The 22,886-nt window shown below is 40.5% G+C and carries 22 protein-coding genes and 4 pseudogenes; 11 read left to right on the top strand and 15 right to left on the bottom strand.

Features of this window, described 5'->3' with window-relative positions; genetic code table 11:
* The first annotated feature begins 495 nt into the window (after window positions 1–495).
* Window positions 496–1,269 carry a hypothetical protein gene (locus tag V7K60_RS18955; protein ID WP_334927359.1) on the top strand — a complete coding sequence of 258 codons (774 nt, stop codon included), beginning with the start codon at window positions 496–498 and terminating at the stop codon, window positions 1,267–1,269.
* 445 nt (window positions 1,270–1,714) lie between these two features.
* On the opposite strand, the gene V7K60_RS18960 is transcribed toward V7K60_RS18955, so the two are convergent.
* The 3 genes from V7K60_RS18960 to V7K60_RS18970 form a co-directional block, all read right to left on the bottom strand.
* Window positions 1,715–2,758 carry a 3-deoxy-7-phosphoheptulonate synthase gene (locus tag V7K60_RS18960; protein WP_334927360.1) on the bottom strand — a complete coding sequence of 348 codons (1,044 nt, stop codon included), beginning with the start codon at window positions 2,756–2,758 and terminating at the stop codon, window positions 1,715–1,717.
* A gap of 198 nt (window positions 2,759–2,956) precedes the next feature.
* A complete protein-coding gene (locus V7K60_RS18965) occupies window positions 2,957–4,615 on the bottom strand; it encodes an alpha-amylase family glycosyl hydrolase (protein WP_334927361.1) in 1,659 nt (552 codons plus the stop codon).
* 353 nt (window positions 4,616–4,968) lie between these two features.
* Complete coding sequence (locus V7K60_RS18970; RefSeq protein ID WP_334927362.1) at window positions 4,969–5,346, bottom strand: DUF1823 family protein; 378 nt, start codon at window positions 5,344–5,346, stop codon at window positions 4,969–4,971.
* 240 nt (window positions 5,347–5,586) lie between these two features.
* Here V7K60_RS18970 and V7K60_RS18975 point away from each other — a divergent pair, with 240 nt between their 5' ends.
* Together V7K60_RS18975 and V7K60_RS18980 are read left to right on the top strand one after the other, a co-directional pair.
* Window positions 5,587–5,889: an acylphosphatase gene (locus V7K60_RS18975; protein WP_334927363.1), complete on the top strand. Its 303-nt coding sequence runs from the start codon at window positions 5,587–5,589 to the stop codon at window positions 5,887–5,889.
* 182 nt (window positions 5,890–6,071) lie between these two features.
* Entirely contained in the window at window positions 6,072–6,542 is a 471-nt protein-coding gene (locus V7K60_RS18980; protein ID WP_334927364.1) for a cupin domain-containing protein, read from the top strand.
* Window positions 6,543–6,595: 53 nt separating this feature from the next.
* On the opposite strand, the gene V7K60_RS18985 is transcribed toward V7K60_RS18980, so the two are convergent.
* The 4 genes and pseudogenes from V7K60_RS18985 to V7K60_RS35335 form a co-directional block, all read right to left on the bottom strand.
* Window positions 6,596–6,913: a transposase gene (locus V7K60_RS18985; protein ID WP_334927365.1), complete on the bottom strand. Its 318-nt coding sequence runs from the start codon at window positions 6,911–6,913 to the stop codon at window positions 6,596–6,598.
* The gene (locus V7K60_RS18990; RefSeq protein WP_334927366.1) at window positions 6,906–7,244 is read right to left on the bottom strand and encodes a hypothetical protein; all 339 of its coding nucleotides are present in this window, start codon (window positions 7,242–7,244) and stop codon (window positions 6,906–6,908) included. Before V7K60_RS18990 ends, V7K60_RS18985 begins: the two co-directional genes overlap by 8 nt.
* 705 nt (window positions 7,245–7,949) lie before the next feature.
* Window positions 7,950–8,177: pseudogene (locus V7K60_RS18995) on the bottom strand (transposase); the annotation flags it as partial.
* Window positions 8,178–8,396: 219 nt separating this feature from the next.
* Window positions 8,397–8,621, bottom strand: a pseudogene (locus V7K60_RS35335) (transposase family protein); the annotation flags it as partial.
* Window positions 8,622–9,005: 384 nt separating this feature from the next.
* Here V7K60_RS35335 and V7K60_RS19000 point away from each other — a divergent pair.
* Window positions 9,006–9,398: an NAD(P)/FAD-dependent oxidoreductase gene (locus V7K60_RS19000; RefSeq protein ID WP_334927367.1), complete on the top strand. Its 393-nt coding sequence runs from the start codon at window positions 9,006–9,008 to the stop codon at window positions 9,396–9,398.
* Window positions 9,399–9,491: 93 nt separating this feature from the next.
* Here the strand turns inward: V7K60_RS19000 and V7K60_RS19005 are convergent.
* Window positions 9,492–9,758: pseudogene (locus tag V7K60_RS19005) on the bottom strand (transposase family protein); the annotation flags it as partial.
* Window positions 9,755–9,943, bottom strand: coding sequence for a hypothetical protein (locus V7K60_RS19010; protein ID WP_334927368.1), 189 nt, complete (start codon window positions 9,941–9,943; stop codon window positions 9,755–9,757). The pseudogene V7K60_RS19005 and the gene V7K60_RS19010, both read right to left, overlap by 4 nt.
* Before the next feature lie 175 nt (window positions 9,944–10,118).
* On the opposite strand from V7K60_RS19010, the gene V7K60_RS19015 reads away from it, so the two are divergent.
* The 5 genes and pseudogenes from V7K60_RS19015 to V7K60_RS19035 all read left to right on the top strand — a co-directional run.
* Window positions 10,119–10,862 (top strand): 3-oxoacyl-ACP reductase family protein, encoded by a 744-nt coding sequence (locus V7K60_RS19015; protein ID WP_334927369.1) that lies wholly within the window; start codon window positions 10,119–10,121, stop codon window positions 10,860–10,862.
* A gap of 202 nt (window positions 10,863–11,064) precedes the next feature.
* On the top strand, window positions 11,065–11,640 hold the full coding sequence (locus V7K60_RS19020; RefSeq protein ID WP_334927370.1) for a hypothetical protein: 576 nt from the start codon (window positions 11,065–11,067) through the stop codon (window positions 11,638–11,640).
* Window positions 11,641–11,853: 213 nt separating this feature from the next.
* Window positions 11,854–12,012, top strand: a complete 159-nt coding sequence (locus V7K60_RS19025) for a hypothetical protein (RefSeq protein WP_334927371.1) — start codon at window positions 11,854–11,856, stop codon at window positions 12,010–12,012.
* A 408-nt stretch (window positions 12,013–12,420) separates the two neighbouring features.
* Window positions 12,421–12,555 carry a hypothetical protein gene (locus tag V7K60_RS19030; RefSeq protein WP_334927372.1) on the top strand — a complete coding sequence of 45 codons (135 nt, stop codon included), beginning with the start codon at window positions 12,421–12,423 and terminating at the stop codon, window positions 12,553–12,555.
* A gap of 109 nt (window positions 12,556–12,664) precedes the next feature.
* Window positions 12,665–12,853, top strand: a pseudogene (locus V7K60_RS19035) (IS4 family transposase); the annotation flags it as partial.
* Here V7K60_RS19035 and V7K60_RS19040 read toward each other — a convergent pair.
* Window positions 12,810–13,340, bottom strand: coding sequence for an aldo/keto reductase (locus tag V7K60_RS19040; RefSeq protein WP_334927373.1), 531 nt, complete (start codon window positions 13,338–13,340; stop codon window positions 12,810–12,812). The pseudogene V7K60_RS19035 and the gene V7K60_RS19040 sit on opposite strands and share 44 nt — an antisense overlap.
* 147 nt (window positions 13,341–13,487) lie before the next feature.
* Window positions 13,488–14,234, bottom strand: coding sequence for an SDR family oxidoreductase (locus V7K60_RS19045; RefSeq protein ID WP_334927374.1), 747 nt, complete (start codon window positions 14,232–14,234; stop codon window positions 13,488–13,490).
* A 207-nt stretch (window positions 14,235–14,441) separates the two neighbouring features.
* Here V7K60_RS19045 and V7K60_RS19050 point away from each other — a divergent pair, with 207 nt between their 5' ends.
* Window positions 14,442–15,356, top strand: coding sequence for an AraC family transcriptional regulator (locus V7K60_RS19050; protein ID WP_334927375.1), 915 nt, complete (start codon window positions 14,442–14,444; stop codon window positions 15,354–15,356).
* Between the two features lie 59 nt (window positions 15,357–15,415).
* Here V7K60_RS19050 and V7K60_RS19055 read toward each other — a convergent pair whose 3' ends face one another.
* Complete coding sequence (locus V7K60_RS19055; RefSeq protein WP_334927376.1) at window positions 15,416–16,102, bottom strand: HAD family hydrolase; 687 nt, start codon at window positions 16,100–16,102, stop codon at window positions 15,416–15,418.
* Between the two features lie 236 nt (window positions 16,103–16,338).
* Between V7K60_RS19055 and V7K60_RS19060 the strand changes: the two genes are divergently transcribed.
* Complete coding sequence (locus tag V7K60_RS19060) at window positions 16,339–17,148, top strand: glucosamine-6-phosphate deaminase (RefSeq protein ID WP_334927377.1); 810 nt, start codon at window positions 16,339–16,341, stop codon at window positions 17,146–17,148.
* 289 nt (window positions 17,149–17,437) lie between these two features.
* On the opposite strand, the gene V7K60_RS19065 is transcribed toward V7K60_RS19060, so the two are convergent.
* The 3 genes from V7K60_RS19065 to V7K60_RS19075 all read right to left on the bottom strand — a co-directional run bounded on the left by V7K60_RS19065 (window position 17,438) and on the right by V7K60_RS19075 (window position 21,973).
* The gene (locus V7K60_RS19065; RefSeq protein WP_334927378.1) at window positions 17,438–17,926 is read right to left on the bottom strand and encodes an orange carotenoid protein N-terminal domain-containing protein; all 489 of its coding nucleotides are present in this window, start codon (window positions 17,924–17,926) and stop codon (window positions 17,438–17,440) included.
* A gap of 1,461 nt (window positions 17,927–19,387) precedes the next feature.
* Window positions 19,388–20,836: an AAA-like domain-containing protein gene (locus V7K60_RS19070; protein WP_334927379.1), complete on the bottom strand. Its 1,449-nt coding sequence runs from the start codon at window positions 20,834–20,836 to the stop codon at window positions 19,388–19,390.
* A gap of 753 nt (window positions 20,837–21,589) precedes the next feature.
* The gene (locus V7K60_RS19075) at window positions 21,590–21,973 is read right to left on the bottom strand and encodes a hypothetical protein (protein WP_442944426.1); all 384 of its coding nucleotides are present in this window, start codon (window positions 21,971–21,973) and stop codon (window positions 21,590–21,592) included.
* Window positions 21,974–22,886: the final 913 nt, after the last annotated feature.

Genomic DNA, 22,886 nt, shown 5'->3' on the forward strand with positions numbered 1-22,886 from the left:
CACGCTCTAATTTCACAAGCAGGTCTTTTCCCATAATTGTGATATTCCGCCTCAGATGTCACATTTGTCAATACCTCTTGACCTGAATCCTTACGTTTTTGGGAGGATGACGGCGAGACAATAGATTCCTATAGATATAGTTGGGTAGGATCATATCGCCTCAACATAAACGACTTTAAAGAAGCAAATCAAGTTCACGCAACAAGAGGAATACTAAAATATTGCTTAATCATGGGTGGATTTTTCGTATTAATATCTTTAATGTTAGATAATAAACTACCTAAGATCTAATTTGTAAACTCAAGTAAAGTACTAATTGAGTAAGCGTTTCAGTAATTGCAGTCAAAAAAGCAGTTATTTGCTGAAACTCAGACCTAATGATGAGTTGAGTATCCTTAAGATTGTCTTTATGAATCAGCTCTAATAAATACATAAAGCCAAGCAAATCACCAGATTAATGAATAGCAACCACAACAATTAATTGAGGAATGTAACATGAAAACCAAGAAATTACAAACAGGTCTAGTTCGCAATTACCTAACAGCAACAACAGTTAGTGCACTCTTGTCACTTACTACATATATAGGTGCAGCTACTGCCCAATCCGCAGATCCTAAACACCCAGATCCACTGCAACCTGATGATAACATCGCTGTAATCAGCAGCACAGTTCAGATTCCACAGTACTACTATGTGACCCTTGGGCCAGGTAAGGGAACATTGACTGTTGAATTTTCCGCGAATGGATTTCCTGGGGCTGGGGGAGAGATCCGAGTTACCTTGCTGACGAATGGTAGTAATAAAAACTACAACGTAGTCGTCAAATCAACAAAAGCTGTCTTTGGTTCAAATGCAGCACAGACCGGACAAGTGACCATCCCGTTTGATGTCAAGCAGGCGAGTCAGGTGATTTTGCGTATCGACCCTCCTTCGTCAGGACTGATTGTAGCCGCAGGTCGCTACAACATAAAGGCCACTGGTGCCGTGAAATTTGCCCCAATAGATTCCAAACAAGCACAGGTAGTAGGAACCTATCGTGTTCATAGCTCTATACTTGATGAAAATGAATCCAATAAGCTGATTAAGCTAATGCCAGATGGTAAAATCCTCAGCGAGACAGGATCTACAGGCTCGTGGTCACTCTTCGATCCAAGTAGCAAAACCTACGTCTTACAACTCGCAAGCAAACGCAGCACTCTAATATTTTGGCCAGCCGTAGGCTTCTCAGCGGAATCCACTGGCAATCCCGATTTAGAACTAGTCCGATAGTGCGATCGTTATTAGAATCTTCTCTCGATATAGCAATCCTAAATGAAACAGAAACTAATGGTACATTTATACCAACTTGAAATTCTTTACCAATCACCAAGAATTTGATTTTTCTAGGCTGCATCAGTATGAACCCTGTTCAGATATCAAATAGGATTGCTATAGATAGAACTCGTCACGACCACTTGGGGGTTTTTTCCAGTTTTGTAGCGTCTGTTATCGCCTCAGCGTAACGCATCGTAAGAGATTTTCGGTACGTTAGGACTAAAGTCCATAACGCACCCTACCAAATTAAAGCTAATCTGGAGCAGATTTTTCAATTTGTGTGTACACTGTAGCCAAAACGGGAGAAGAATGTAAGCAGGGTTTTTAGTATACTTTCAGACTTGACAAATATCTTCTAAATCCCCCATTGATTACATTTTGAATTCTGAATTTTGACTTCTCATTTAAGTTTTTCGTGAGCAGCCAAAATAATTTTTTCGGTTTCTTCCCAGTTAATACATTTGTCAGTTACAGAAACACCATATTTTAATTCTTCTTGTTTACCAGTAATCGGTTGACTACCTTCATACAAATGCGATTCCAGCATCATGCCAACAATTGATGTATTACCATCCACTATTTGCTGAATAATATTTTCTAAGACAGCACCTTGTAATTTGTAATCTTTATTGGTATTGCCGTGGCTACAGTCGATAACAATTCTCGGTGGTAAATTTGCCTGTTTTAATTTCTCTTCTATCAGTTTGACATTTGCTGGATCGAAGTTGGGTTGACTACCACCCCTTAAAATTACGTGACCGTAGCCATTACCTTTAGTTTGAAAGACGCTGACCTGACCTTTTTGATTAATTCCTAGAAAATTATGCGGGTTTCTAGCTGATTGTAGGGCATTCAAAGCTACTTGAATATTGCCGTCAGTACCGTTTTTAAAACCTACAGGCATCGAAAGTCCACTTGCCATTTCGCGGTGAGTTTGTGATTCGGTTGTGCGGGCGCCAATGGCAGACCATGTAATCAGTTCACTGATGTATTGAGGTATGATTGGATCTAGTGCTTCTGTACCAGCAGGTAATCCCAACTCTGTAATTTTTAATAGTAGCTCCCGTGCAATTAATAAACCTTTCTCGACATGGAAAGAATCATCCATATCTGGATCGTTAATTAAACCTTTCCAGCCTACGGTTGTTCTTGGTTTTTCAAAATATACTCGCATAATTAGTAGCAAGTTATCCTTGACTCGCTCGGCCAATATTTTCAATCTCTCAGAATATTCGAGCGCTGCTTTTGGGTCGTGGATTGAGCATGGGCCAACTACTATAAATTTCCTGCGATCTTGAAAATCCAGGATATCTTCTATTTCCTGTCTATATCCTAAAACTCTTTGTTCGGCTAATTGTGTTAAAGGTAATTTTGACTTGACTTCATTGGGAGTTAATAAAATGCGATCGTTCTCGATATTACTATTAAATAATTTGTTGTGCATGGGGATGCTTCGGCAATTCTGTAGACGCACTTCAACTCAAAATTGTAACACAAACCTATGAAATTTTAAAATAGCTGATTTTTTGCTTGACAAATTTATAATTAAGCTGTAGACGAGTAAGATAATAACTGAAAAAGGGGAAATATTTTCCCCCTTCTCTTTGCTATTGGACTACCGACTGAGTGGTAGTGTATATTATTACTGCCATACAAGCACTTTAGCTTCGTATGGCCCCAAGTCAATTATGATGCCATCGTCACCAGCTTCGAGATCATAATTGCCTATCCACTCGTGCCATGTCCCAGCGCTAGGAAAGTTAGGAACATGATAGTCAGCTAAGAAGTTTTCTGAGAAATTTGCAATTACGACTACACGAGAACCTTCATCATTCCAACGAGTATAAGCTAATACTTTAGCTTCAGGATTTTCGTGGATAAAATCGATATTTTCTGTGTAGAGAGCATGATTACTTTTACGCAGGTTGGTTAAGCCTTTGTATGAATCAAATAAACCACGATTTAAATCATTCCCTAACAGTGTCCATTCGATTTTGGATGATTCAGATTGTTTAGGTTTATACTCGCCAAATTCTTCTCCCATCCAAATCAAAGGCACACCAACAGCAGTCATTAGGATGGCTACTCCTAATTTAGCCCGCCGAAAGGCTTCTTCGTCAAAAATTTCACGGTTCCCCAGTTCAACCATGACATGATTATGGTCGTGGTTGGTGAGATAATTTACCACATTGGTGGCACCTAAGAAGCCTTGGCGCTTGCAGTCAATCACATCTTTGAGACGCTCTAAATCAAATGTATCACCGCAAATGTGTTCTAGAATGCAGTGATAAAAACTGTCATGCCAGCAACCATCCATTGGCCCATCTACATTGGTAATGCTGCTAGTTTCAGGAATGTGTTCAGCAACATTGTAAAAAGGCTTCATGCTAGCAGTTTTTTTGGCTTCCTGAACAATCCAGTGCATAAAGTCGTAGTTAGCAATTTGCCGCGCTGCATCATAGCGAATACCATCAAGATGATATTCCCCAATCCAAAAACGGATTGTGTCACCAATAAATTTCCAGGCTGGCTTAATATCTAATTTTTCGTCATAATGTTCGTAATTAAACTCAGGCCCCCAGTTATTATCAGGGTCACGAGGTTCGTGGTGATACCAATAATCGTGGTCAATTTGTGTTAAGGGAGCAGATGCTTCTGAGTGGTTATAAATTCCGTCAAGAATTACACGAATGCCTTTGCCATGACACTCATCAATCAATTTTTTCAATTCAGCGGTAGAACCATAACTTGATTCTGTTGCAAAAAAGTGGCGCGGATTATAACCCCAGCTATAATCACCAGGATATTCTTTAAGTGGCATCAACTCAATAGCATTGATTCCTAGTTCACACAAATAGTCTAACTTTTCAATGACGTGTTTGTATTTACCTCGTGCATAAGGATCGTCCTCGCCACCAGAAAAGTCACCAACGTGTAATTCATAAATTACTAATTCGTGGTCAGCAGGTAAAGGTTTATCATCATGTTGCCAAACATAAGTATCAGTAATCCTTTTCCCATCTTTGACCCGGATAACACCATCGTCTTTTCCACTTTGTTCATCTATATCAGTTGCATAAGGATCTGTAACATCAACCCATTGTTCTGGTTCAAAAAACCATGAATTTGACTGAATGCGAAATTTATATTTATAAACGCCATCTTCTAACTCAACACTTGTGCGGAAATAACCATCATCACCTCTTTCCATTGGAATTTCTTGCCAATCAGAAAAAGAACCAATTAATGCGGCTCCTTTGTTATAAGGTGCAAATAAATTAAATTCAATTGGCTTTGCCATAGAAGTGTTTGTAATATCAAGGGTTGATAGAAATATTCTCTGATGGTCAATTAAATTTGAAAATAGCTCTAGAGAAATAATTAGATCGTGAGTGCTTCTATCTTCAGGAATAATTGATGAATCATTTATAAAAATTAACCATATTTTTTTGATTTTTGGCTGTTTATAGTATTTGTTTATTAACTAAAATACGGATTTACTATCCTGCAAAGATTGTCTATAAAACTAATCTTTTTTAAAATATTGCATCTAACTGCAAAAAATATTAAATAAAACAACAGGTTTTAAAATGTTCAAATACATTAGATATTTGGTAAAAATAGGATGTTTTTTACCAAATATCTGCTGCAAAATTACTCTTGTTTGTTATTAGCTTGTTGCAGATAACTTAATAACCAATTCGCTGCTGTCGCCCTGCGAGTTTGCCGAGGCCCAAATTCTCCAATTTTGTAACCTTTGAAACCCAGTTTTTCTTTTAGCATTTGTTTATTTTCAACAGGAATGGAACGAGTCAGCTTGACAGTTGCAGGGCGAGATTCAATGAAATCTGGTGGTTGTGGGTACTCATTGTACCATTCTGATGCAACTTGGTTAGTGTCCCATTGTGCAATTGAGGAGTCATAGCGATAACCTAAATAATGCCATAGCAACTGGTTGACTGTGGCATCATCAAGTTGATTGTCAAGAATTGCCCAAATTGTTTCTGTATTAAGTGGTGGCAGGTTAGACATAAACAATTCAAAATTCCAAGTGGAATAACTGACTACTAATTAAATTACAGCAGTTTTCAGGTATTTAAATTACGACTTAAATGGAGAGTAGAATAGTTCAATTACTTGAAAAGTGCTAGAAATGTACAAAAACTAGTAGGTATTAAGAAAGATCGGAATTAATTTCGCTAGTTGCAGTTAAAAACAGATTGTGTATACACAAACTAGGTAGACTGGAAATCGTAAAGATTAGACCAGTCTATGCAGAATTCTACAGCACTGCCAAAGATTATCCGCGCCCATGTATTCATTTCTGGCCGAGTCCAAGGAGTGGGCTATCGCTATTCCACTGTGGATACGGCTAGGCAATTGGGATTAACCGGTTGGGTGCGGAATCTCCCTGATAATCGAGTAGAGGCAGTTTTTGAAGGGGCGCGAGAGGTTGTAGATGACATGGTTCGCTGGTGTCACTCTGGGCCACCTGCTGCTGTAGTTAAAGATGTTGTGGTTGAGTATGAGGAACCGGAAGGGTTACAGGGATTTGAAGTTAAGCGGGTTGAGTAAATAGTTAGTCATTGGTTACTTGTACTGAGCGTAGTCGTTGGTGTGGTAACAGAGCTTTGTCGTACCACTTGCCTACGGTACACTCCGCGAACGTGGAAGCAAGCTACGCGCAGCGTCTCTAAGAGTTGTGCAGCCTCTCCAAGAGTTGTATTAGTCAATTGTGAACCCGGTGACAGGCTCGCATGATGATTCTTCGCTCAATTAATGATACCAATGGGGAGTATGTAAAATTCCGGTTTGAACTGCCACCCGGATCGCAAGGTAGCCTGCTACACTATCACGATACTAAGACAGAAATCTTTGAGGTCTTGAGTGGCTCACTGGAGATGGAAGTCGCAAAGAAAGAAAATATTAAAGTATTGCAGCCAGGAGAAATCTTGCAAGTTCCTGCTGGGTTATATCATAGTTTCCGCAATGCGTCTGATAATTGGCTAACTTTCACTCCTGAAGTCCGATGGCCGGGTGAATTTGAGCATTTTTTGCGATCGCTGTTTGGACTAGCGATCGATGCAAAGGTAAACAAGGAAGGAACTCCTACAAATATCTTGCAATTTGCCTTGCTGATAAAAAAAGCAGATACCATCGTCGTTGGATCACCAGTATTTTTGCAAAAGCTGACGATCGGAGTTTTAGTTAGAATTGCCGCTTTTTGAAGCTGGATCAGTCATTGGTTAAATACAAATAAATATCCTAGTAGTCTGTCCCATTAATTTTGCGTGGTTGGATAAATCTTTGACAGTTTAACTCTGGCATCTGATCTACGAAAACGCCAATTTACACAAACCTGATTAATATTGCGATCGCGCTCCCAAATCGAGACCTCTTTTTCTAAAGTTTCAAGATTCGGAATTCTACGGTTTAAACATTGGCGGACAAGTACAGATAATTCTGATTCAACCATATTTAACCAGTTAGCATGTTTCGGTGTATAGTGAATCTCTAATTTTTTGGCAATTCCTCTGGCCTCGGCTGGTTGAAAAACCTCATACAATGCACCAATCGTATGAGTATTTAAGTTATCCATTACCAATGAAATTACAAGAGCATCTGGAAAGTGGATATCGACCAATTCTTTCAGACACGGCAAAATTAGTTAACTTCCGTGGCTTTCCTGGACGCTCTTTCTCTTTTAATGTCGCCGCTAAATTTTCACAACATAACTGTTTACGAGTGCGCTCAATTGCTACTGATATCTGTAACGTTTCTGCTATTGTCTGATCCGTCTTGCCATCTGCTGCCATTAATAATCTATGTACGCGACGAATTTCTCTGGCTTTTGCTGAACCATTTTTGACTAAATTGATTAGTTCTTGTCTCTGTGATTCGTTGAGATTTATTTGATACTTCTTCCTCATACACCATTTTCCTTATGCACGCGATCGCCTGTCAGTTTGTGGATACGGATGCAGTGACATCTTTATTTAATCATGATCTAGTATTACCTAGCAAATTTAATGAGACAGACTACTAATAGTCTGTCTCATTAATTCTGAGGGGTAAAAGAACAAACCGTGAAGTACGCGAAGTACAGGAAGAAAGAGAAAAAAGAAGAGAAATTTAAAAGTTAATTCACCCTACAAATTTAATAAGACAGACTACTAGAGTGTTGGTCAAGCTACTTTGTTGGGTGAAAAAGCAGGAGGAGCAGGGGAATTAGGAGAGACAAGGGGACAAGAGGTGAGAACTTGCAACAAGTCTTTCTCCTTGTCCCCAAGTCCTCTTCCCCATGCCCAATTCCCAATTCCCCAACTAAGTATTTTCCCGGTCTTGCTTCACACAATCTTCATATAAAAGCTGGTGACAACCCTCATATCTAAAATGATATGCTGTGGTAAGTAGATGCACCCTGATGATCTGGAGAGCTGCTTAAGTAGCTCTCTTTTTTATTTTATTTTCGTGGTATTTACGGATAAAATTCAAAAACTTTTAGAAATAATCTCAATAAATAAGTATTAACCCTTAAAAAGTAAATCAGAGAGATTAGGAAGTAGATGTATCCTAACGATCTACAGAGCAATCCTAGCAGGGTTAGCGCATCTCAAACCCTATTGACAGGTGGATCATAGTATGATGGACGAGTTTGAGACAGCCGCCGCCAACACCGAAACCATGTACTGATCGTTTATAGCGGCTCGCCGTGACTTTTGGCGAATACTGCGAAGAAAAGATGTTTCTCGCTCTAATGCATTGAGCGCAATGCGACGTAGTAAAGCAAAATTCTGTGGGCTGTGTAGAGAATGAATTCGGCACTTATCTTCATCGAATGTGACATCTAATGTCCAATAGACCTCTTGCAAAAGTCACTCAGGCAAATTCAGTTTGGGAGAGATGAAGCTCGTAATTGTAGAGAGCAGCAATCAGATTAAACCTCAAACTAAATCTTTTAAGGGCGATTCCTATAAGTCAGGGACAAAATTTTAAATACCTTCAGCTTCTGATGTACATGCTCACCTAAAACTCTAATTTTCGCTAATTCTTGATTACTCTTTTTATCTTCAGAAGTTAACTTACCTCCTAGTTAGCTTTTTCTTAGGAATGCGACTATTGGAATATAATTTTTGAATACCTTGATAACCTTTATCTCCCAAGCATTCTATGTCTTCTCTCAACCTCAGCTTACTGTTTTTAAATATACGAAAATCATGCTCTTTACCTTTGCCATGAGCAGTGCAGATGATTTGACCATTCGCTTGGTCTACCACTACTTGTGACTTCAGCGGAGCCGGAGACGCTCCGCCTCCGGTGTATGCTGTTTCTTTTTACACTGTAAAACTTTTTTTGTTTTTTTTAGGGCGTTCAATCGGACTTTCTGTAACATCAACTACCACGACCTCTAACTGATTATTAGATGTAGTGAGTCTTTTCTTACCTGGAAGCGTGAAAGCCCTGGAAATAGGTCAGTGTATCTTCTATTTTTCGGATAATACGCTCACGCCGTAGACTCATTTACTCCCTGCTTATTGACCTATATGAAAGTAGGTACGGTACTCTCCAGAGGCGGAGCGTCTCCGGCTCCGCTCCAGTATTCCAATGTCATCAACAATTGGTCTTCTAAGCTTAATTTACCCGGCTGTCCTGTTTTCTGTTTTGTTCGCTCTTGCTGTCGTATCGAGCAGATGGACAACATTGAATTACTGTGTAACACCGAAATTAGCCAGATCGCAGGGGATGACTGCCTCCGTTCCATCGAGGTGAGCAACCACAAAACAGGTGAGAGGCGATCGCTTGATGTTAATGCCGTTTTCACTTTTATTGGAGCGGTTCTGAGAACTGACTGGCTGCCCCAAGCGATCGAAACCGACGACAAAGGCTTCATTAAGACCGGATTGGCTGTGGCTGACTCCACCGAGTGGTCTGCTGGGCGGCAGCCATTTCTCCTGGAAACCAGCCGTCCGGGGATTTTTGCAGCAGGAGATGTGCGGCTTGGTTCCGTCAAACGAGTTGCCTCTGCGGTGGGCGAAGGAGCAATGGCAGTGCAGTTTATTCATCAGTATTTAGCGGAAATTTGACTTATAGCAGTTGCCAGGTAGGTTAGGACATGAACTAATGAGAAAACACAAACACCAAGAAACTTTCAAGCCTGTTCTCTGTTAACGGGACTTAAACATTTTTGAAAATGTATCGTGTGTTCGCGTAGCATCTCCGTCAGGAGATGGTATCCCATTTGGTAGCTTTAAAAACGTTTTTAACCACTCATATTTTGTACAACCATATAATTCAATCGCTACCCAACTATCTGCTCCACATATTACTGCACAGATAGCAATAGTGATAATGTCAATTAACTTGTGCAGTTTTGTACGATCTACTCGTGGATCAGACATCTGTGCAAAGTGGTCAGTAATCGTGATTTTGGGCTTAAGCTTCACGCTTTTTTCGGGCTTGATTCTACTTTGACAATCACTTTACCGTCTAAGTCTAATTTCTTTCCTCCACTCAGTCCGCGATCGCCCCTAACGCCTTTATTTAGTTCACATGTACTACTATGACCATTTTTTCTTACCACTTTGTCAATATTTAGATGCGTTCGCCCTGGGGTACTATTGGGTAACATTTTACAGGTTAACATTCCTAGAGTAGTCAACTACGAAAGGAACAGCAATGCAAAAATATATTCAGATCAATTGTGACTTTCACGACGAGTAGATTAGGTTGTTGCAACAGAATTTGCAGCTTTTACCCATTAGACATACAGCAAATTATCCAATTTCTAATCAACGGTGTTGAATATGAACTACACACTCAAAAATAAACGCGCACTCGTCACCGGAGGAAGTCGCGGTATCGGGGCTGCGATCGTTAAGCGTTTGGCAACTGAAGGTGCTGATGTCGCTTTCACCTATACCAGATCGCCCGATCACGCCAAGGAAATCGCTGAAGCAGTGCAGGCCCTCGGCGTTCAGGCTTTGCCCATCCAAGCTGACAGCGCTGAAGCTAGTGAGGTGGTGGCTGCTGTTGAACAGACAGTAGAGAAATTGGGTGGCATTGATATCCTTGTGAATAATGCGGGTGTAGCGCAGATGGCTCCTATCGATGATTTCACACTTGCAGACTTTGATCGCACCTTTGCTATTAACGTGCGTGCCGTATTTGTGGCGACCCAAGCTGCAGTCAAGTATATGCAAGAAGGCGGACGCATCATCAACATTGGCAGCACCAGCGCCGAACGTATACCATTTGCCGGCGGTTCTGTTTATGCCATGAGCAAATCTGCTTTGCAAGGTCTTGCACAAGGATTGGCGCGTGACCTCGGCCCGCGCGGAATTACGATTAACAACGTGCAGCCCGGGCCGATCGCTACCGATATGAATCCCCCAGAGGGTGAGTTTGCTGAAATACTCAAAAAGCAGCTAGCGGTATCCCGCTACGGTACTGTTGAGGAGGTTGCAGGGATGGTCGCTTATCTGGCTGGACCTGAGGCAGCTTACATTACTGGTGCAAACCTAATGATTGATGGAGGATTCAGCGCCTAACTGCCGCCGATGTAGCCAACTATAAATATCAATCCTCAGCAATGAGTGAAACCAAACTAACTGCAAGGATGCTGAAACCTTTAGCCAGATATATTTTTAGCTTTTTGGGCTAAAACTCAAGATGATATCTGCATACTCATGTAAAATTGTCAATGATTGTATTGATTACATTTTCAGTATGTGGAATCCCAAGGAGGTATCTTTGTCAAAGATTTACTTTTATTTATATATCTGGTTAAAACAGCACCGTATAACTGTTGGCGGAATGCTACTGGCGATCGCCTTTATAGGCTGTAATGACTCTGTTAAATCGCAGCCACCTGCGAATACCTTAGCAGTTGCAAATTTTATCGCCTCCACTCCCACACCGTCACCAGCTTCTACCACACAAAGCCCTGCTAGTGCCGAGCCGGGGCAGCAAGCAATCCAAGTGATTCGTGACTATTATAGTGCGATCGCCCGTCAAGACTATAAACAAGCTTACTCGGCTTGGGAGGGAAATGGCGCTGCTAGCAAGCAGTCGTTTGACCAGTTCAAGCAAGGTTTTGCCAACACCACATCCGTTGCTGTAGAGGTTGGAAAACCTGGTAGACTAGACCCAGGGGCAGGCTCAATCTACATTCAGATTCCGGTTACTATTACTACTGTTACCAGCAATGGAACTCCGCAGCGATTTCGTGGCAGCTATGTGCTGCGACGAGTCAATAATGTTCCTGGCTCAACTCCAGAGCAGCGTAAATGGCATCTTTACTCGGCGAAAATTACTCGAGTTAATTAGCGGCAAAACGCTGGTTTCCTAAGATTCAAAACTAAAACCAGCGTTGCTTCAATACAAAGAAAATACAAAAACAGCAACGCGAAAACCTGGTATCAGCGCTCATTGTTACCATGTTCGGCCGATGGATACTGACCTTCAAAACAGGTTGAAACTATGGAGACAATGAGTAAAACCGACGTTATCATCGTTGGAGCAATCTTAAAGCTTAAATGAATGGCTTTATCAGATACTCTTAAACGCGACTTGCCGACTTTCGTAAAAATCGTTGCGTTGAGATATCTCACTCACAAGTACGCCAAACCTGCAAAACTCCCCATAGGATTTTTGAAGCGATCGCTAAATATCATATTCACCTTGAGCGATCGCATCTAACTTCGCTCGGTCTAACACCAGAATTTTTCCACCTCGATAATAATTGGCGATCGTCTAGATTTACTTGAACAAACATATCTAGCGGGGTAACAACTATGGAAAAAGCTTTTTCTACATCAAATGTCAGGAAATAATTTCCCAACAGAATGAACAGAAAATTGGGTGAAACTCAAAACATTTAAATTGTCAGGAGAAATTCGGATGAAATTATCAACAACTTGGATAGCAAGTATTAGTTTACTTATCGGCATTTCTGCTTTATGAATTGCTGCATCTCAAGTTAACTTCAAAGCTGTTGCTAGTCTCTTGCTATCCCACAGTTAAACCCAGAATGAAACCTGCACCAATTAAGCAAACACCAAATCGGTATGTCCTTACCTGTAAAAATAAATAGATTAGGAGCAAAAAATGAAACTTTACTATCGCGGTCTTACTTACGAATATAACTTAGAAGAAGCAGCCAAAAAGGCAACACGACCATTTACACCAGTTCGTCATCAAGGTTCTTGCACCATAGCTACTAAAGCCTTTTCCTGTTTTTAACTCCTCTGAGAGTGCTGCGATCGCCCCTAACACCTTTATTTAGTTCACATGTACTACTATGACCATTTTTTCTTACCACTTTGTCAATATTTAGATGCGTTCGCCCTGGTTTCGTCTCTGTAATCCTGGCTCTGGCATTGTTGACTTGAAAGCTTACTATCGTGGGTTTCGGTATGTTTGTGAAATGTTAAAAATGCTTTCACCAAAACCTGAGCCTATTTTATTAGCCCAGATTTTTGCCAAGCTTTCTTCTCTCAGTCGTATTCACAATGTTTCTTGTACCGTTCCAGCGTCGTAAATTGGCAAAGGTATTGCAAGGAGTACTCGATTTGTAGGTTACAGATGGGGTGAATGGCGTGGGCGCGGCGGATAGTGTCCGCTCCCACCTCTGATAACCCGATATATCGGACGTAGCCAGCCGTGACTAACTCGGCGATCGCGCCGATGGTGTCTTCAATGAGAACTTGCGGGTCTAATCGAGCCGGGCGGTAAATGTCAATGTGGTCTACTCCCAATCGGGTAAGGCTATAAGCGACAAAATTTTTCACTGAAGCGGGACGGGTATCTATACCAATCCATCTGCCATCGGGAGTACGTAAAGCGCCGAATTTCACCGAAACCAGTGCTTTGTCTCGACGAGCCTTGATTGCCCGACCAATTAACATTTCATTGTGTCCGCTGGCATAAAAATCACCAGTATTCAATAATGTAATCCCGTGGTCGAGAGCTGCTTGGATAGTTGCAATGCTTTCGTTTTCGTCTGCTGCACCGTACACGCCAGACATACCCATATATCCGAGAGCTAGGGGGGAAAACAGTTAGACCTGTAGAACCAAGTTGGCGAGGTTGAATTTGATTTTGGGTAGTCATATAGCGCTTCTGAGTTGTTTTACTGCGAGGTGAGGTTGAAAATTCTCCGCATTTTTGCGTAACTATACGCTGGCTGTGGGGCGCACGATAATCTCATTCACATCAACGTCATCCGGTTGCTCGATTGCAAAGGCGATCGCTCTGGCGATCGCTTCAGCCGGAAGCGCAATCTTGCGGAATTCCTGCATACCTTTGCCAGCTTCGGCGTCAGTAATGCTATCGGCTAGTTCTGACTCCGTTACACCCGGCGAAATAACTGTAACGCGAATGTCAGTATTTTCCTGACGCAGCCCCTCCGAAATTGCCAACACAGCGAACTTTGTGGCTGAGTAAACGGCGCAGGTTGGCCACACTGCGTGTCCGCCGATGGAGGACAAGTTGACGAACTGGCCAAATCCCTGGCGTTTCATCAGTGGTAGCCCAGCAGCGATGCCATTGAGTACGCCACGGATGTTCACGTCAATCATCCAGTCCCATTCATCAACCTTCAGCGCTTCTAGTTTCGAGAGCGGCATAACGCCTGCATTGTTGACGATGACATCAATGCGGCCAAATTTGCTCTGAGCAAATTCTATAAAGGCTTGGAAATCGGCGCGATGAGTAACATCAAGGGTCTGATACTCCGCCGAGCCTCCCTCAGCGCGGATTGTAGCCACGAGGGTTTCTAGCCGTTCCGTGCGTCGTGCACCCAAGATGACGTGGATGCCCTTACGAGCGAGTAGACGTGCTGTTGCCTCACCGATACCACTACTTGCGCCCGTAATCAGTACTACTTTCTGTTCTTTGCTAGTGTTTTCGCTGGTAGTCATAAAACCGTATCTCCAAGTTGTTGTACTCTCTAGTACACTCTTAATCTAAGAGAGTCAAAGCTTGGGGCGGTAATCTGAACCTGCGAAATTCTTGCCTAATCCTGCATTTTCTTCATTATTTATCATAAAAAGATAGGCTGACCTAAGCGGCTGAATAGATTGCGGCTGCCCTGAGTGTTAGTTTCATAAAGGATTTCAAACGATATTATGGAACAGACTGTTAGAAAGCAGCAGTCCGAGCTAGCCGCTCTGATTGCACAGAACAGTAATGGAAATGGTGTCCATCCTACAGCGATCGAGCGGTTATTCCTGATCCGCTCCTCACAACCAACTGCGCCTCTTCATGCCCTGCATGAGCCTTCCCTATGCATTGTCGCTCAGGGCAAGAAACAGGTAATGTTGGCAGACAATCTGTATGTTTATGGTCAAGACCAATATTTGGTGATGTCCATCGATCTGCCTGTCGTCGGTCAAGTGATTGAAGCGACGCCAAGTGTTCCGTATCTGTGCCTTCGGCTCGATTTAGATATGGGAGAACTCAGCACACTGATGATGGAGGCAAAATTAAAAGCTCCCGCTAATCAGCCACTAAAACCAGGCTTGTCTATTAATCCAGTTAGCCCCCAACTGCTTGATGCCGCAATCCGACTTGTACAGTTGTTGGAAACGCCCCAAGATATTGCCATCCTCGCACCTTTGATTGTCCGAGAAATTCTCTACCGTTTGTTATCAGGCGAACACAGTGCTAGATTGCGACAGATTGCTTTAGTCGATAAACAACTCCAAGCAATTAGCAGAGCGATCAACTGGCTTAAATGGAACTACGAAAAACCATTTCGGATCGATATGATCGCTCGTGAAGCGTGCATGAGTCCCTCGTCCCTTCATCATCACTTTAAGTCAGTCACCACCATGAGTCCTTTGCAATATCAAAAACAACTTAGGCTTCAACAAGCCCGTCGCCTGATGCTGGGGCAAGGTATGGATGCGGCAACAGCTAGTCATTACGTGGGTTATGAAAGCCCCTCACAGTTCAGCCGTGAATACAGTCGGTTGTTCGGCGCACCACCGTTGCGTGATATGGCTCGGTTAAAGAGTGGAGTTTTTGGGGATGAGGGATGAGGAGTAGGGGAGCAGTAAGTTTTTTCCCTCTGTGCCTCTGCTTCTTGTGCCCAATGTCCTCAAAAAATAGAAGCGATCGCACTGAAATCTGGCTCGATGAGTGAGTTCAGCAATGTCCACAACTGCAAATCAGTAAAGTCTGGAATTGCCATAAATGCGCCGACTGACTGCAAAATTTGCGGATCGTACGTGGAGGCGATGCCAATGGTGCGGATATCTGCGCCCACTGCTGAACGAATACCGGAGGGAGAGTCTTCTAAAGCGATCGCTTCTTCTGCTGTAATCCCCAATTTATTCAGGGCAACTTGGTAGGGTGCAGGGTCGGGTTTACCTGCAATACAATCATCCCCTAAAACAACTGTATGGAAAGCTTCTTTGATCCCTAAAACTTCTAGCATAAATTCTGCATTTAATCTAGGGGCATTAGTTACTAATGCACGTTTTAATTGATGTGCATCTGTCCATGCTAGTAGTTCAGAAAATCCACTTAGCGGTTTGAGATGTGGGGCGAGTTTGCGGAAAAGCGTCTCTTTTTCGTCTGCAAATCTTTGCCCTTCTAGTGCTGATAATTGTGGCAGAATGTCTTTAACAATTTCTGGATTTAGCCTTCCACTAATTTGGGATTTATAAAATGTTTCATCTATTTCTATGCTGTAATTTAACAGCATTTCCTGCCAAGCTTGGTAGTGTATAGGGTCAGTGTTGACAATAGTCCCGTCTAGGTCAAAGAGAATTGCAGCTAGCATGATTTTTGGGTACAATGTAAATAATTGTTAACTTAATTTAAATAGTTTACATTGTTTTTTGTCTTTAGTGATTGTTGCTTCGTTAATACGGGGATTGGGGACTGGAGAAAAAAATTTCAAGAGTCAGAAATTAATCTGCTAAATCCTAAAATATATACTGGATAGGGCATATAAAAGCAGACAGGTAAAACCTCAGGGCAAACTGCCGTATAATTGATAACCTTCTTCATAAGCAAATGGTAGCCGCCACAAACTTTTTTCGCGTTGATGATTTACTAGTGCAGATTTACAACTCTGAAGTCCAAATGGCTGAGGATGTTGCCAAAATCGTGCAAAAGTATTTACAGCAAGTTCTCAAGCAACAGGATACAGCTGCTGTATTGTTAGCCACAGGTAACTCCCAACTCAAATTTCTTGATGCTTTGATTGCATTGGGTGGTATAGATTGGTCACAGATTATCCTGTTCCATCTAGATGAATATTTGGGAATTACTGCTGACCATTCTGCTAGTTTTCAGCGTTATATGCGAGAACGTGTAGAGAAACGGGTTAATCCTAAGAAATTTCACTATATAGAAGGTGATACATTACAACCAGTAGCAGAGTGCGATCGTTACACTAAATTATTGCAAGCACAACCGATTGACTTATGCTGTCTTGGTATTGGCGAAAATGGACATTTAGCTTTTAACGATCCAGCTGTAGCAAATTTTCAAGATCCTTACAGCGTGAAACTGGTAAAACTGGATACTCTTAACCGTCAGCAACAAGTAAGTACAGGTCACTTTCCGAATTTAGAAACTGTCCCACAGTATGCTTTTACTGTCACCATTCCAACAATTTGTTCAGCTAAAAAAATTATCTGTCTTGCTCCAGAAAAACGTAAAGCGAATGTTGTAAAAGAAATGCTGCAAAGTTATATCGGTACAGACTGTCCGGCTTCTATTCTCCGTCAACAACCCCAAGCGACGTTGTTTTTAGATGTTAATTCTGCTAGCGTACTAGAATCAACTTTAACTTATCCACACCTCAATCTTCCAAGCTAATTATTGCAGCGATCGCTGGAATTGCATGAAATAGTTTCAATATATAGTAACGCTATAACTATCAAGCAAGTGTCTATATCCAAATTCACCAATTTTGATACACTTTGTTCTATAAATTTGATGTTTATAGAAGTCATAAACATTTCAAAATAATGAAATAAAAATTACTAAATACGCCAGCCATCAAAATTTAGCTTTATATTAAGCGACTGGCGAATCTAGAAAGTTTTAAGAGAAAGGTATAAATAACTTAATAGATACCTTCAACATCCTAAAAAATTCAAAAGTGCTAAATTCCAACAGCTGATGCTTCAGCACCCAGTGGCGAAACATAATCACGGAAAAGAGTAATCTGCTGTTCAAACTCTAAGAGTTGAATTTTGCCAAACAATGGTTTAGCTTCGGAAGGAAGTTCATAATCAGCAGGTATAGGAATGATAGTGCCATTATCCATCCCTTGAGATAATCGATACCAAAATAGGAGTTTTGTAGTATCACCCAAAGAGCCATATTGACGAGAAAGTTGGGTATCCACTTTATTAATCAAATCACGCTGAACTTGTAATTGTTGTTCGTGAGATAATTCCTTAACTTGATTAAATAAACCTTCAGCTATTTCTGGAGAAACAGTACTGGCTCCAGGAGCGGCTGGAGTAATTGAACTCCCCATTTCTTTATAGATAAACCAAAACAAAGCAAGTTGTTGATCTACATTTAAATTTTGCCAAGCTTGAACATGTTCGCGAATAGTTGGATCGTTGGTTTGTGTAGATGTCATGATTAACTTCAATTGCAATTACTTATTTATTCTTAAGTAATGTTATCAAATGTACATTTTGATTTTTACCCTACTGAAGACAGATGTCTTAAAATCATAAAGAAGATCATTCAAAGCCAAAATAATGCCTGACAAGTGCCAAATGAAAGAGTTAGCAATTATAAATTTATTGCCAAATTGAATGATTATTAAAAGGTATTTCCCTGGATAGATGTTAACTTGATTGTAATAGTGGATAAAAAAGCACTACTTGTTAATCTTTGAAAGGGCTAAATTTAGAACTTATATCATGTCCGCTTGATTACTTATTAAACCCGAAGAACCCCATCCCTTAATCCCCTCCCCGTGCTTTGGGGTGGGGTGCAATGGCTGTGGGAATCATAACTAATTATGCGGACATGATATTACGCATTGACAGAAGCAACCAACTGTGGATTAAATCTCGTTACAATGCAGAGCCTTGTAACCCTTTTGTGGGTGGGCTGGGCCTACTGCCTCCAGTCATACCAGGAGGTAGCAGCCTCTAATAAACCATTCCCGTGTTGTGTATGGGCAAGACAACAATGGAAAATCAATCTTTTTTCAACTTGTATATATACTGTAGCTTGTTAAGGGGAGGGAGACAAAGCGTAGCTTTGGCTATTTGAGGTTCTTTTTTGTATTTATGCAAGAGGTTTACTGTCTTCTCTACAAGACGTTGTGCAAACGCAGGGGTAGGGAGTTTGCAAACATTATTAGTAATTACAAATGACGAATTGTTAATGTCTATTTTTGTAGGTTGCGATCGCTCTTAAAAATTCAGTTTTTAATTATCTTTTTAACTGTCTTAACTGTCATTGCATTTTTTTGAAGATAGCGAGAAAATACAAACATGACATTCAGAAGCACAGAAAGAACGCACAGTTAAAACATTTATTTGCCAACAATGCAATTATCTCAATCAATTCTATTCTTTTTGAGGAGAAAAATTATGAACTTATTCACCTAAAGGAAAAATTATATAATAACACAAGGTCAAGGTATTTATCTGTCTGGCAATCCCATTAAAACCGAAAATTTTTCTATTCAAAAGACCCTACGCAATGGTGAAAGAATCCGTTTCAAAATTCGTTATTCTGCTGAACTACAGGGTTTCTGCCTGCGAGAAATTTTTCTAATGAGAACACAAAATGGAACACTAACTGCTAGCATGACTATCCCTAATAGTGGTTCGACAGCTAGCTAGTTTTCAAGAACAAGAGCAAAAATTTAGTATTTGGGAGCCAGAAGATTATTACTTGTTTTTCAAAATGTCTTCCAATAATGGAAAATTTTATATTAAGGATTATCAACTTTATTGGTCAAACAATTAATTGTTTTTCGTTGGAAACCTTGTTTCTAATCCCTAGAGGGTCGCCAAATAGGGGATTAAAGGGAGCCGTTACGGTGAGCGTCAGAAAAAGAGTCTGTGATAGTTTTTTCTCAGGCACGTTTTTGCAATGATTTATATTCAAATTCAGCAACACCTAGTTGTTTTTTAAAGTAAGAACGGTAGAGTTCACAACGCGGTAGGATGCGATCGCTTTCATAAGCGATCAAACCCAAGCTTTCGAGCTTATGAGCATCAATGGGATTGAGAGAAATGCTTTGCTTTGTGCCTACAACTTCAATATATGTCTTTACTAAACTAGGATTTTCTTGTAAGATTGCCCAGTGCCGCCATAAATGATAGCGATAGATACCGCCGTTAGCGATCGCATCTTGTATCAGTTCTTCTAAGGTCATTCCTTGACAGCATAGATAATATAGAGCAATCCGAATCAGTGCTGGATGTCCCCCCACGAGAGACATCAGTTGGTTAACTTCGTTATTAGAAGTCCAATCTAAACCATGCCGTTGGACTAAGTATTGTACTTGAGACTCAGTAAATTCTGGCAGATGGATCGGTAGTCCAATATTAAATGGAGAACGGTTGATATCCAGTGATACATATACTTCTGTGGAGTAAACTACCACTAGCCTTAGTTTCTGCAAGTTTTGATCTTGTCGTGCTTCTTCATACCAAGAGCGCAACAAACCAAAGAACTCTGGAGCAATTTCTGGATATTCAAAAAAGCGGTCAACCTCATTTAACACTAAAACTACTGGACTTTTGCACTGCTTGAGCAAATAAGATTGCAAATATAAACTGCAACTTAACTTACAACCTATTTCCTCATCCCAGTTGTCATCTAGCTTGGGGTCAATGTCTAATTCTGTTGCAATTTGCCAGCAAAGAGAACGCAAAAGCTTGTTTAAATCTGTCAGACAGCTTGAATCGATTTGGTTGCAATTCACGTTCACTGAGCCATAACTTTGCATCTTGGCAAAGGCTAATAGCCGCAGCATAAGAGAACTTTTTCCCATTTCTCTTGCTGCTCTAATCCGGATCACACAGCCTGGTTGAATTACTTCTCGATAAACTAGTTCCTCGATGGGGGGACGATCAACATAGAAGGGGGAATCTACAGGTACTGGGCCATCTGGGTATGACCAAAGATTTTCGAGTTGGTTATGGTGTTGAGTCGCAAGGGAATCTAAGGATAAAGACGGAAATAATTTTCTTTCTCCTGTGTCTAAACTCATTGAGAGAGTTTGAGAACCTTCAGTATGATTCGGTTCACTCAAGATTCCATAGTCTTCCCTGCATAATTCTAGGTTAAAGGCGCTAAAGCACAATTTCAAGGTTTTTTGATCCACGCCTGTATTCAACGACCATAATCGGTTCAGAGTTTTGGTAGATACTTTCATGCGATCGCCTAAATCTTCTAGAGTGAAGCGATGTCCATTGTTTTCTACCTTTTCCATAGCCAGAATCGCCCCTTGTAAACGCTTCAGCCCAGCGATCGTTAGGACAAGTCCCCGCCTTCGCGTGCTCTTAGATTGCTTCATATTACTAATTATTAATCTCCTTTCTTTATTTACTGTCTTAGCTATTTCCTCATTGTTTCATGTTTTTGAATGGTTATTTAACAGTTACTTACCCGTTCTAGAAGTACTCTTAGATTGGTAAAAAAATATACTTAGATTATTTTTGAGAGTTAGATGAGTGCGTATAAACAAACATAACTATATTGATTGTCATTTTTTCTCCCCTACGGAAAGACGCCGACGTTTCTGCATAAAGTATCTTTGACTACTTGTAAAGAACAAATGACAAGCCTTAATAGTTGACTTTATTTCTACCAATTTACTCAGTATTACTGAAAGATATTTTTATCTGCTATTAATCGGAATTTTGCAGTGCAGACGCATCCAACAAGGTCTAGGCGATTTATACGACGGGCTGTGATGCTAGTGCTAAAAGAGAATACCGCACTTACTCCCCTTAATTCTTTACCAAAGCCAAGGGAGACAAAGCATAGTTTTGGTCTTTGGGGTTCTTCGAGTTTAATAGTAATCAAACGGATGCAGTATTATAACACGCAGTAGGGGCGTACAGCTACCTGTACGCCCCTACTAAAGACCAATATTTAATGCAACTGAGAAACGCTACAATCTATTATCAGCAAGGGTGAGAGCGTTACCCAAATATTAGAAGAGTTCGTTGGTTAGACACTAGCTTTCCTAATATCACTCATTTATTGGCGAAAAGTTATTATTACTTACTGCCAAGTCAAGATTGTAACGCATTCAGCGTCAAACTTAGTTAAGGATTTTTTTGCCTGTCTGTGCTGCACTGTCCCCTACATCACTAGCAGTTTCTTTAGCGCCCTCTACATACCCAGATCCAAATTCTTTAAGGGCTTCTCCTGACTGTTGTCCAATCTTCTGAAGTCGTTCGCCAGGAGAACCTTCCGTTTCACGAGCATCTTTAAACCACTGCCCTACTGTTTTCGGTCTTTGAGCATCATTCTGCTCTACCTGTTCACGAACTCTCTCTTTTAAGCCTTTGTCATTTTGCCCATCACTAACATTCGTCGTCAGCACTAGAAAACCTACTATGACAACAGCCAAAAAACCTTTTATTTGAAGTCCTTTAAGCAGGGAACTGATCTGACTAATAGTCTTATAAATCAAATTTATCATGCCAATTAGCTTGTTTTTTGGAGTACAAATAAAGATTAACTATAAAAAAATAATTATCCTTCTAACAAAAGGCATATCTCAGTTATGAAAAATCTGGGATGAGACTATACCAATCATCCCCAAGCAAATCAACTAAATCAAACCATTCATAGAAGTGAAAAAGAATGTAGATACGTAGCAATGCTAGGTCTCTACAAGGGTTCTGGATAATGCATACTTAATTTTACCAGATGTGGATTAACAGCAATATTTAGTCACCCACGATATTTTTCATATATTGCTTGATTTTGGCATCACCTAATCGGTAGAAATTGGTGTACTCACTTTTGCTTATAAACAAAATTACAGCAAATCACTCAAAGTTGGTTTGTGCTTGGCTAGAGCAAAAGGTCGATAATTAGGGAAAAAAGCTGATTTTGTGTTGGAATAAGGCTTTGAAGACCATTGAGAATAATTGACGATGTGAGAAAACGGTTGAGATTAGCATAAATTTTCAAAATTTATCCGAAAAAAGGATTTTACTGCTCAATAGCAGCTTTTTTAAAAGTCTGATTCTTTATTTATAAATCATCCTTGAGATTCCTTCATCTGACAAATGTAGCACTAAATACATTTTTAATGCTACGTTTGGTTTTTAATACAAATAGAACTAAAAAAACATATATCTTTGGTTGTAGAAATTATCAATCTTAAAAGATAGATGCTTAATGGATAATTCCTAAATAGTTACTAATAACAATCAATAGTCATACGACTTTTAGGCTAGTACACTGTGGCAGAAGCTTGCCTACCTTTAACAAGTTGCTTGAACAATTTGTCTAGTTAATTGAGATGGTAGCTGGATTTCTGCTGTGCTGTACTAGAGGTATTGTTTATCTGACTGAGTAAATTTATACCGTAATCCCTAGATATT

The organism is Nostoc sp., assembly GCF_036917555.1.
Taxonomy (GTDB): Bacteria; Cyanobacteriota; Cyanobacteriia; order Cyanobacteriales; family Nostocaceae; genus Nostoc.

What these genes read in the sequence shown, in the direction of transcription:
- V7K60_RS18955 (WP_334927359.1), top strand. Translation starts at nt 496, where the DNA reads ATGAAAACCAAGAAATTACAAACAGGTCTAGTTCGCAATTACCTAACA.
- V7K60_RS18960 (WP_334927360.1), bottom strand. Translation starts at nt 2,758, where the DNA reads ATGCACAACAAATTATTTAATAGTAATATCGAGAACGATCGCATTTTA.
- V7K60_RS18965 (WP_334927361.1), bottom strand. Translation starts at nt 4,615, where the DNA reads ATGGCAAAGCCAATTGAATTTAATTTATTTGCACCTTATAACAAAGGA.
- V7K60_RS18970 (WP_334927362.1), bottom strand. Translation starts at nt 5,346, where the DNA reads ATGTCTAACCTGCCACCACTTAATACAGAAACAATTTGGGCAATTCTT.
- V7K60_RS18975 (WP_334927363.1), top strand. Translation starts at nt 5,587, where the DNA reads ATGCAGAATTCTACAGCACTGCCAAAGATTATCCGCGCCCATGTATTC.
- V7K60_RS18980 (WP_334927364.1), top strand. Translation starts at nt 6,072, where the DNA reads ATGATGATTCTTCGCTCAATTAATGATACCAATGGGGAGTATGTAAAA.
- V7K60_RS18985 (WP_334927365.1), bottom strand. Translation starts at nt 6,913, where the DNA reads ATGGATAACTTAAATACTCATACGATTGGTGCATTGTATGAGGTTTTT.
- V7K60_RS18990 (WP_334927366.1), bottom strand. Translation starts at nt 7,244, where the DNA reads ATGAGGAAGAAGTATCAAATAAATCTCAACGAATCACAGAGACAAGAA.
- V7K60_RS19000 (WP_334927367.1), top strand. Translation starts at nt 9,006, where the DNA reads ATGGACAACATTGAATTACTGTGTAACACCGAAATTAGCCAGATCGCA.
- V7K60_RS19010 (WP_334927368.1), bottom strand. Translation starts at nt 9,943, where the DNA reads ATGTTACCCAATAGTACCCCAGGGCGAACGCATCTAAATATTGACAAA.
- V7K60_RS19015 (WP_334927369.1), top strand. Translation starts at nt 10,119, where the DNA reads ATGAACTACACACTCAAAAATAAACGCGCACTCGTCACCGGAGGAAGT.
- V7K60_RS19025 (WP_334927371.1), top strand. Translation starts at nt 11,854, where the DNA reads ATGGCTTTATCAGATACTCTTAAACGCGACTTGCCGACTTTCGTAAAA.
- V7K60_RS19030 (WP_334927372.1), top strand. Translation starts at nt 12,421, where the DNA reads ATGAAACTTTACTATCGCGGTCTTACTTACGAATATAACTTAGAAGAA.
- V7K60_RS19040 (WP_334927373.1), bottom strand. Translation starts at nt 13,340, where the DNA reads ATGTCTGGCGTGTACGGTGCAGCAGACGAAAACGAAAGCATTGCAACT.
- V7K60_RS19045 (WP_334927374.1), bottom strand. Translation starts at nt 14,234, where the DNA reads ATGACTACCAGCGAAAACACTAGCAAAGAACAGAAAGTAGTACTGATT.
- V7K60_RS19050 (WP_334927375.1), top strand. Translation starts at nt 14,442, where the DNA reads ATGGAACAGACTGTTAGAAAGCAGCAGTCCGAGCTAGCCGCTCTGATT.
- V7K60_RS19055 (WP_334927376.1), bottom strand. Translation starts at nt 16,102, where the DNA reads ATGCTAGCTGCAATTCTCTTTGACCTAGACGGGACTATTGTCAACACT.
- V7K60_RS19060 (WP_334927377.1), top strand. Translation starts at nt 16,339, where the DNA reads ATGGTAGCCGCCACAAACTTTTTTCGCGTTGATGATTTACTAGTGCAG.
- V7K60_RS19065 (WP_334927378.1), bottom strand. Translation starts at nt 17,926, where the DNA reads ATGACATCTACACAAACCAACGATCCAACTATTCGCGAACATGTTCAA.
- V7K60_RS19070 (WP_334927379.1), bottom strand. Translation starts at nt 20,836, where the DNA reads ATGAAGCAATCTAAGAGCACGCGAAGGCGGGGACTTGTCCTAACGATC.
- V7K60_RS19075 (WP_442944426.1), bottom strand. Translation starts at nt 21,973, where the DNA reads ATGATAAATTTGATTTATAAGACTATTAGTCAGATCAGTTCCCTGCTT.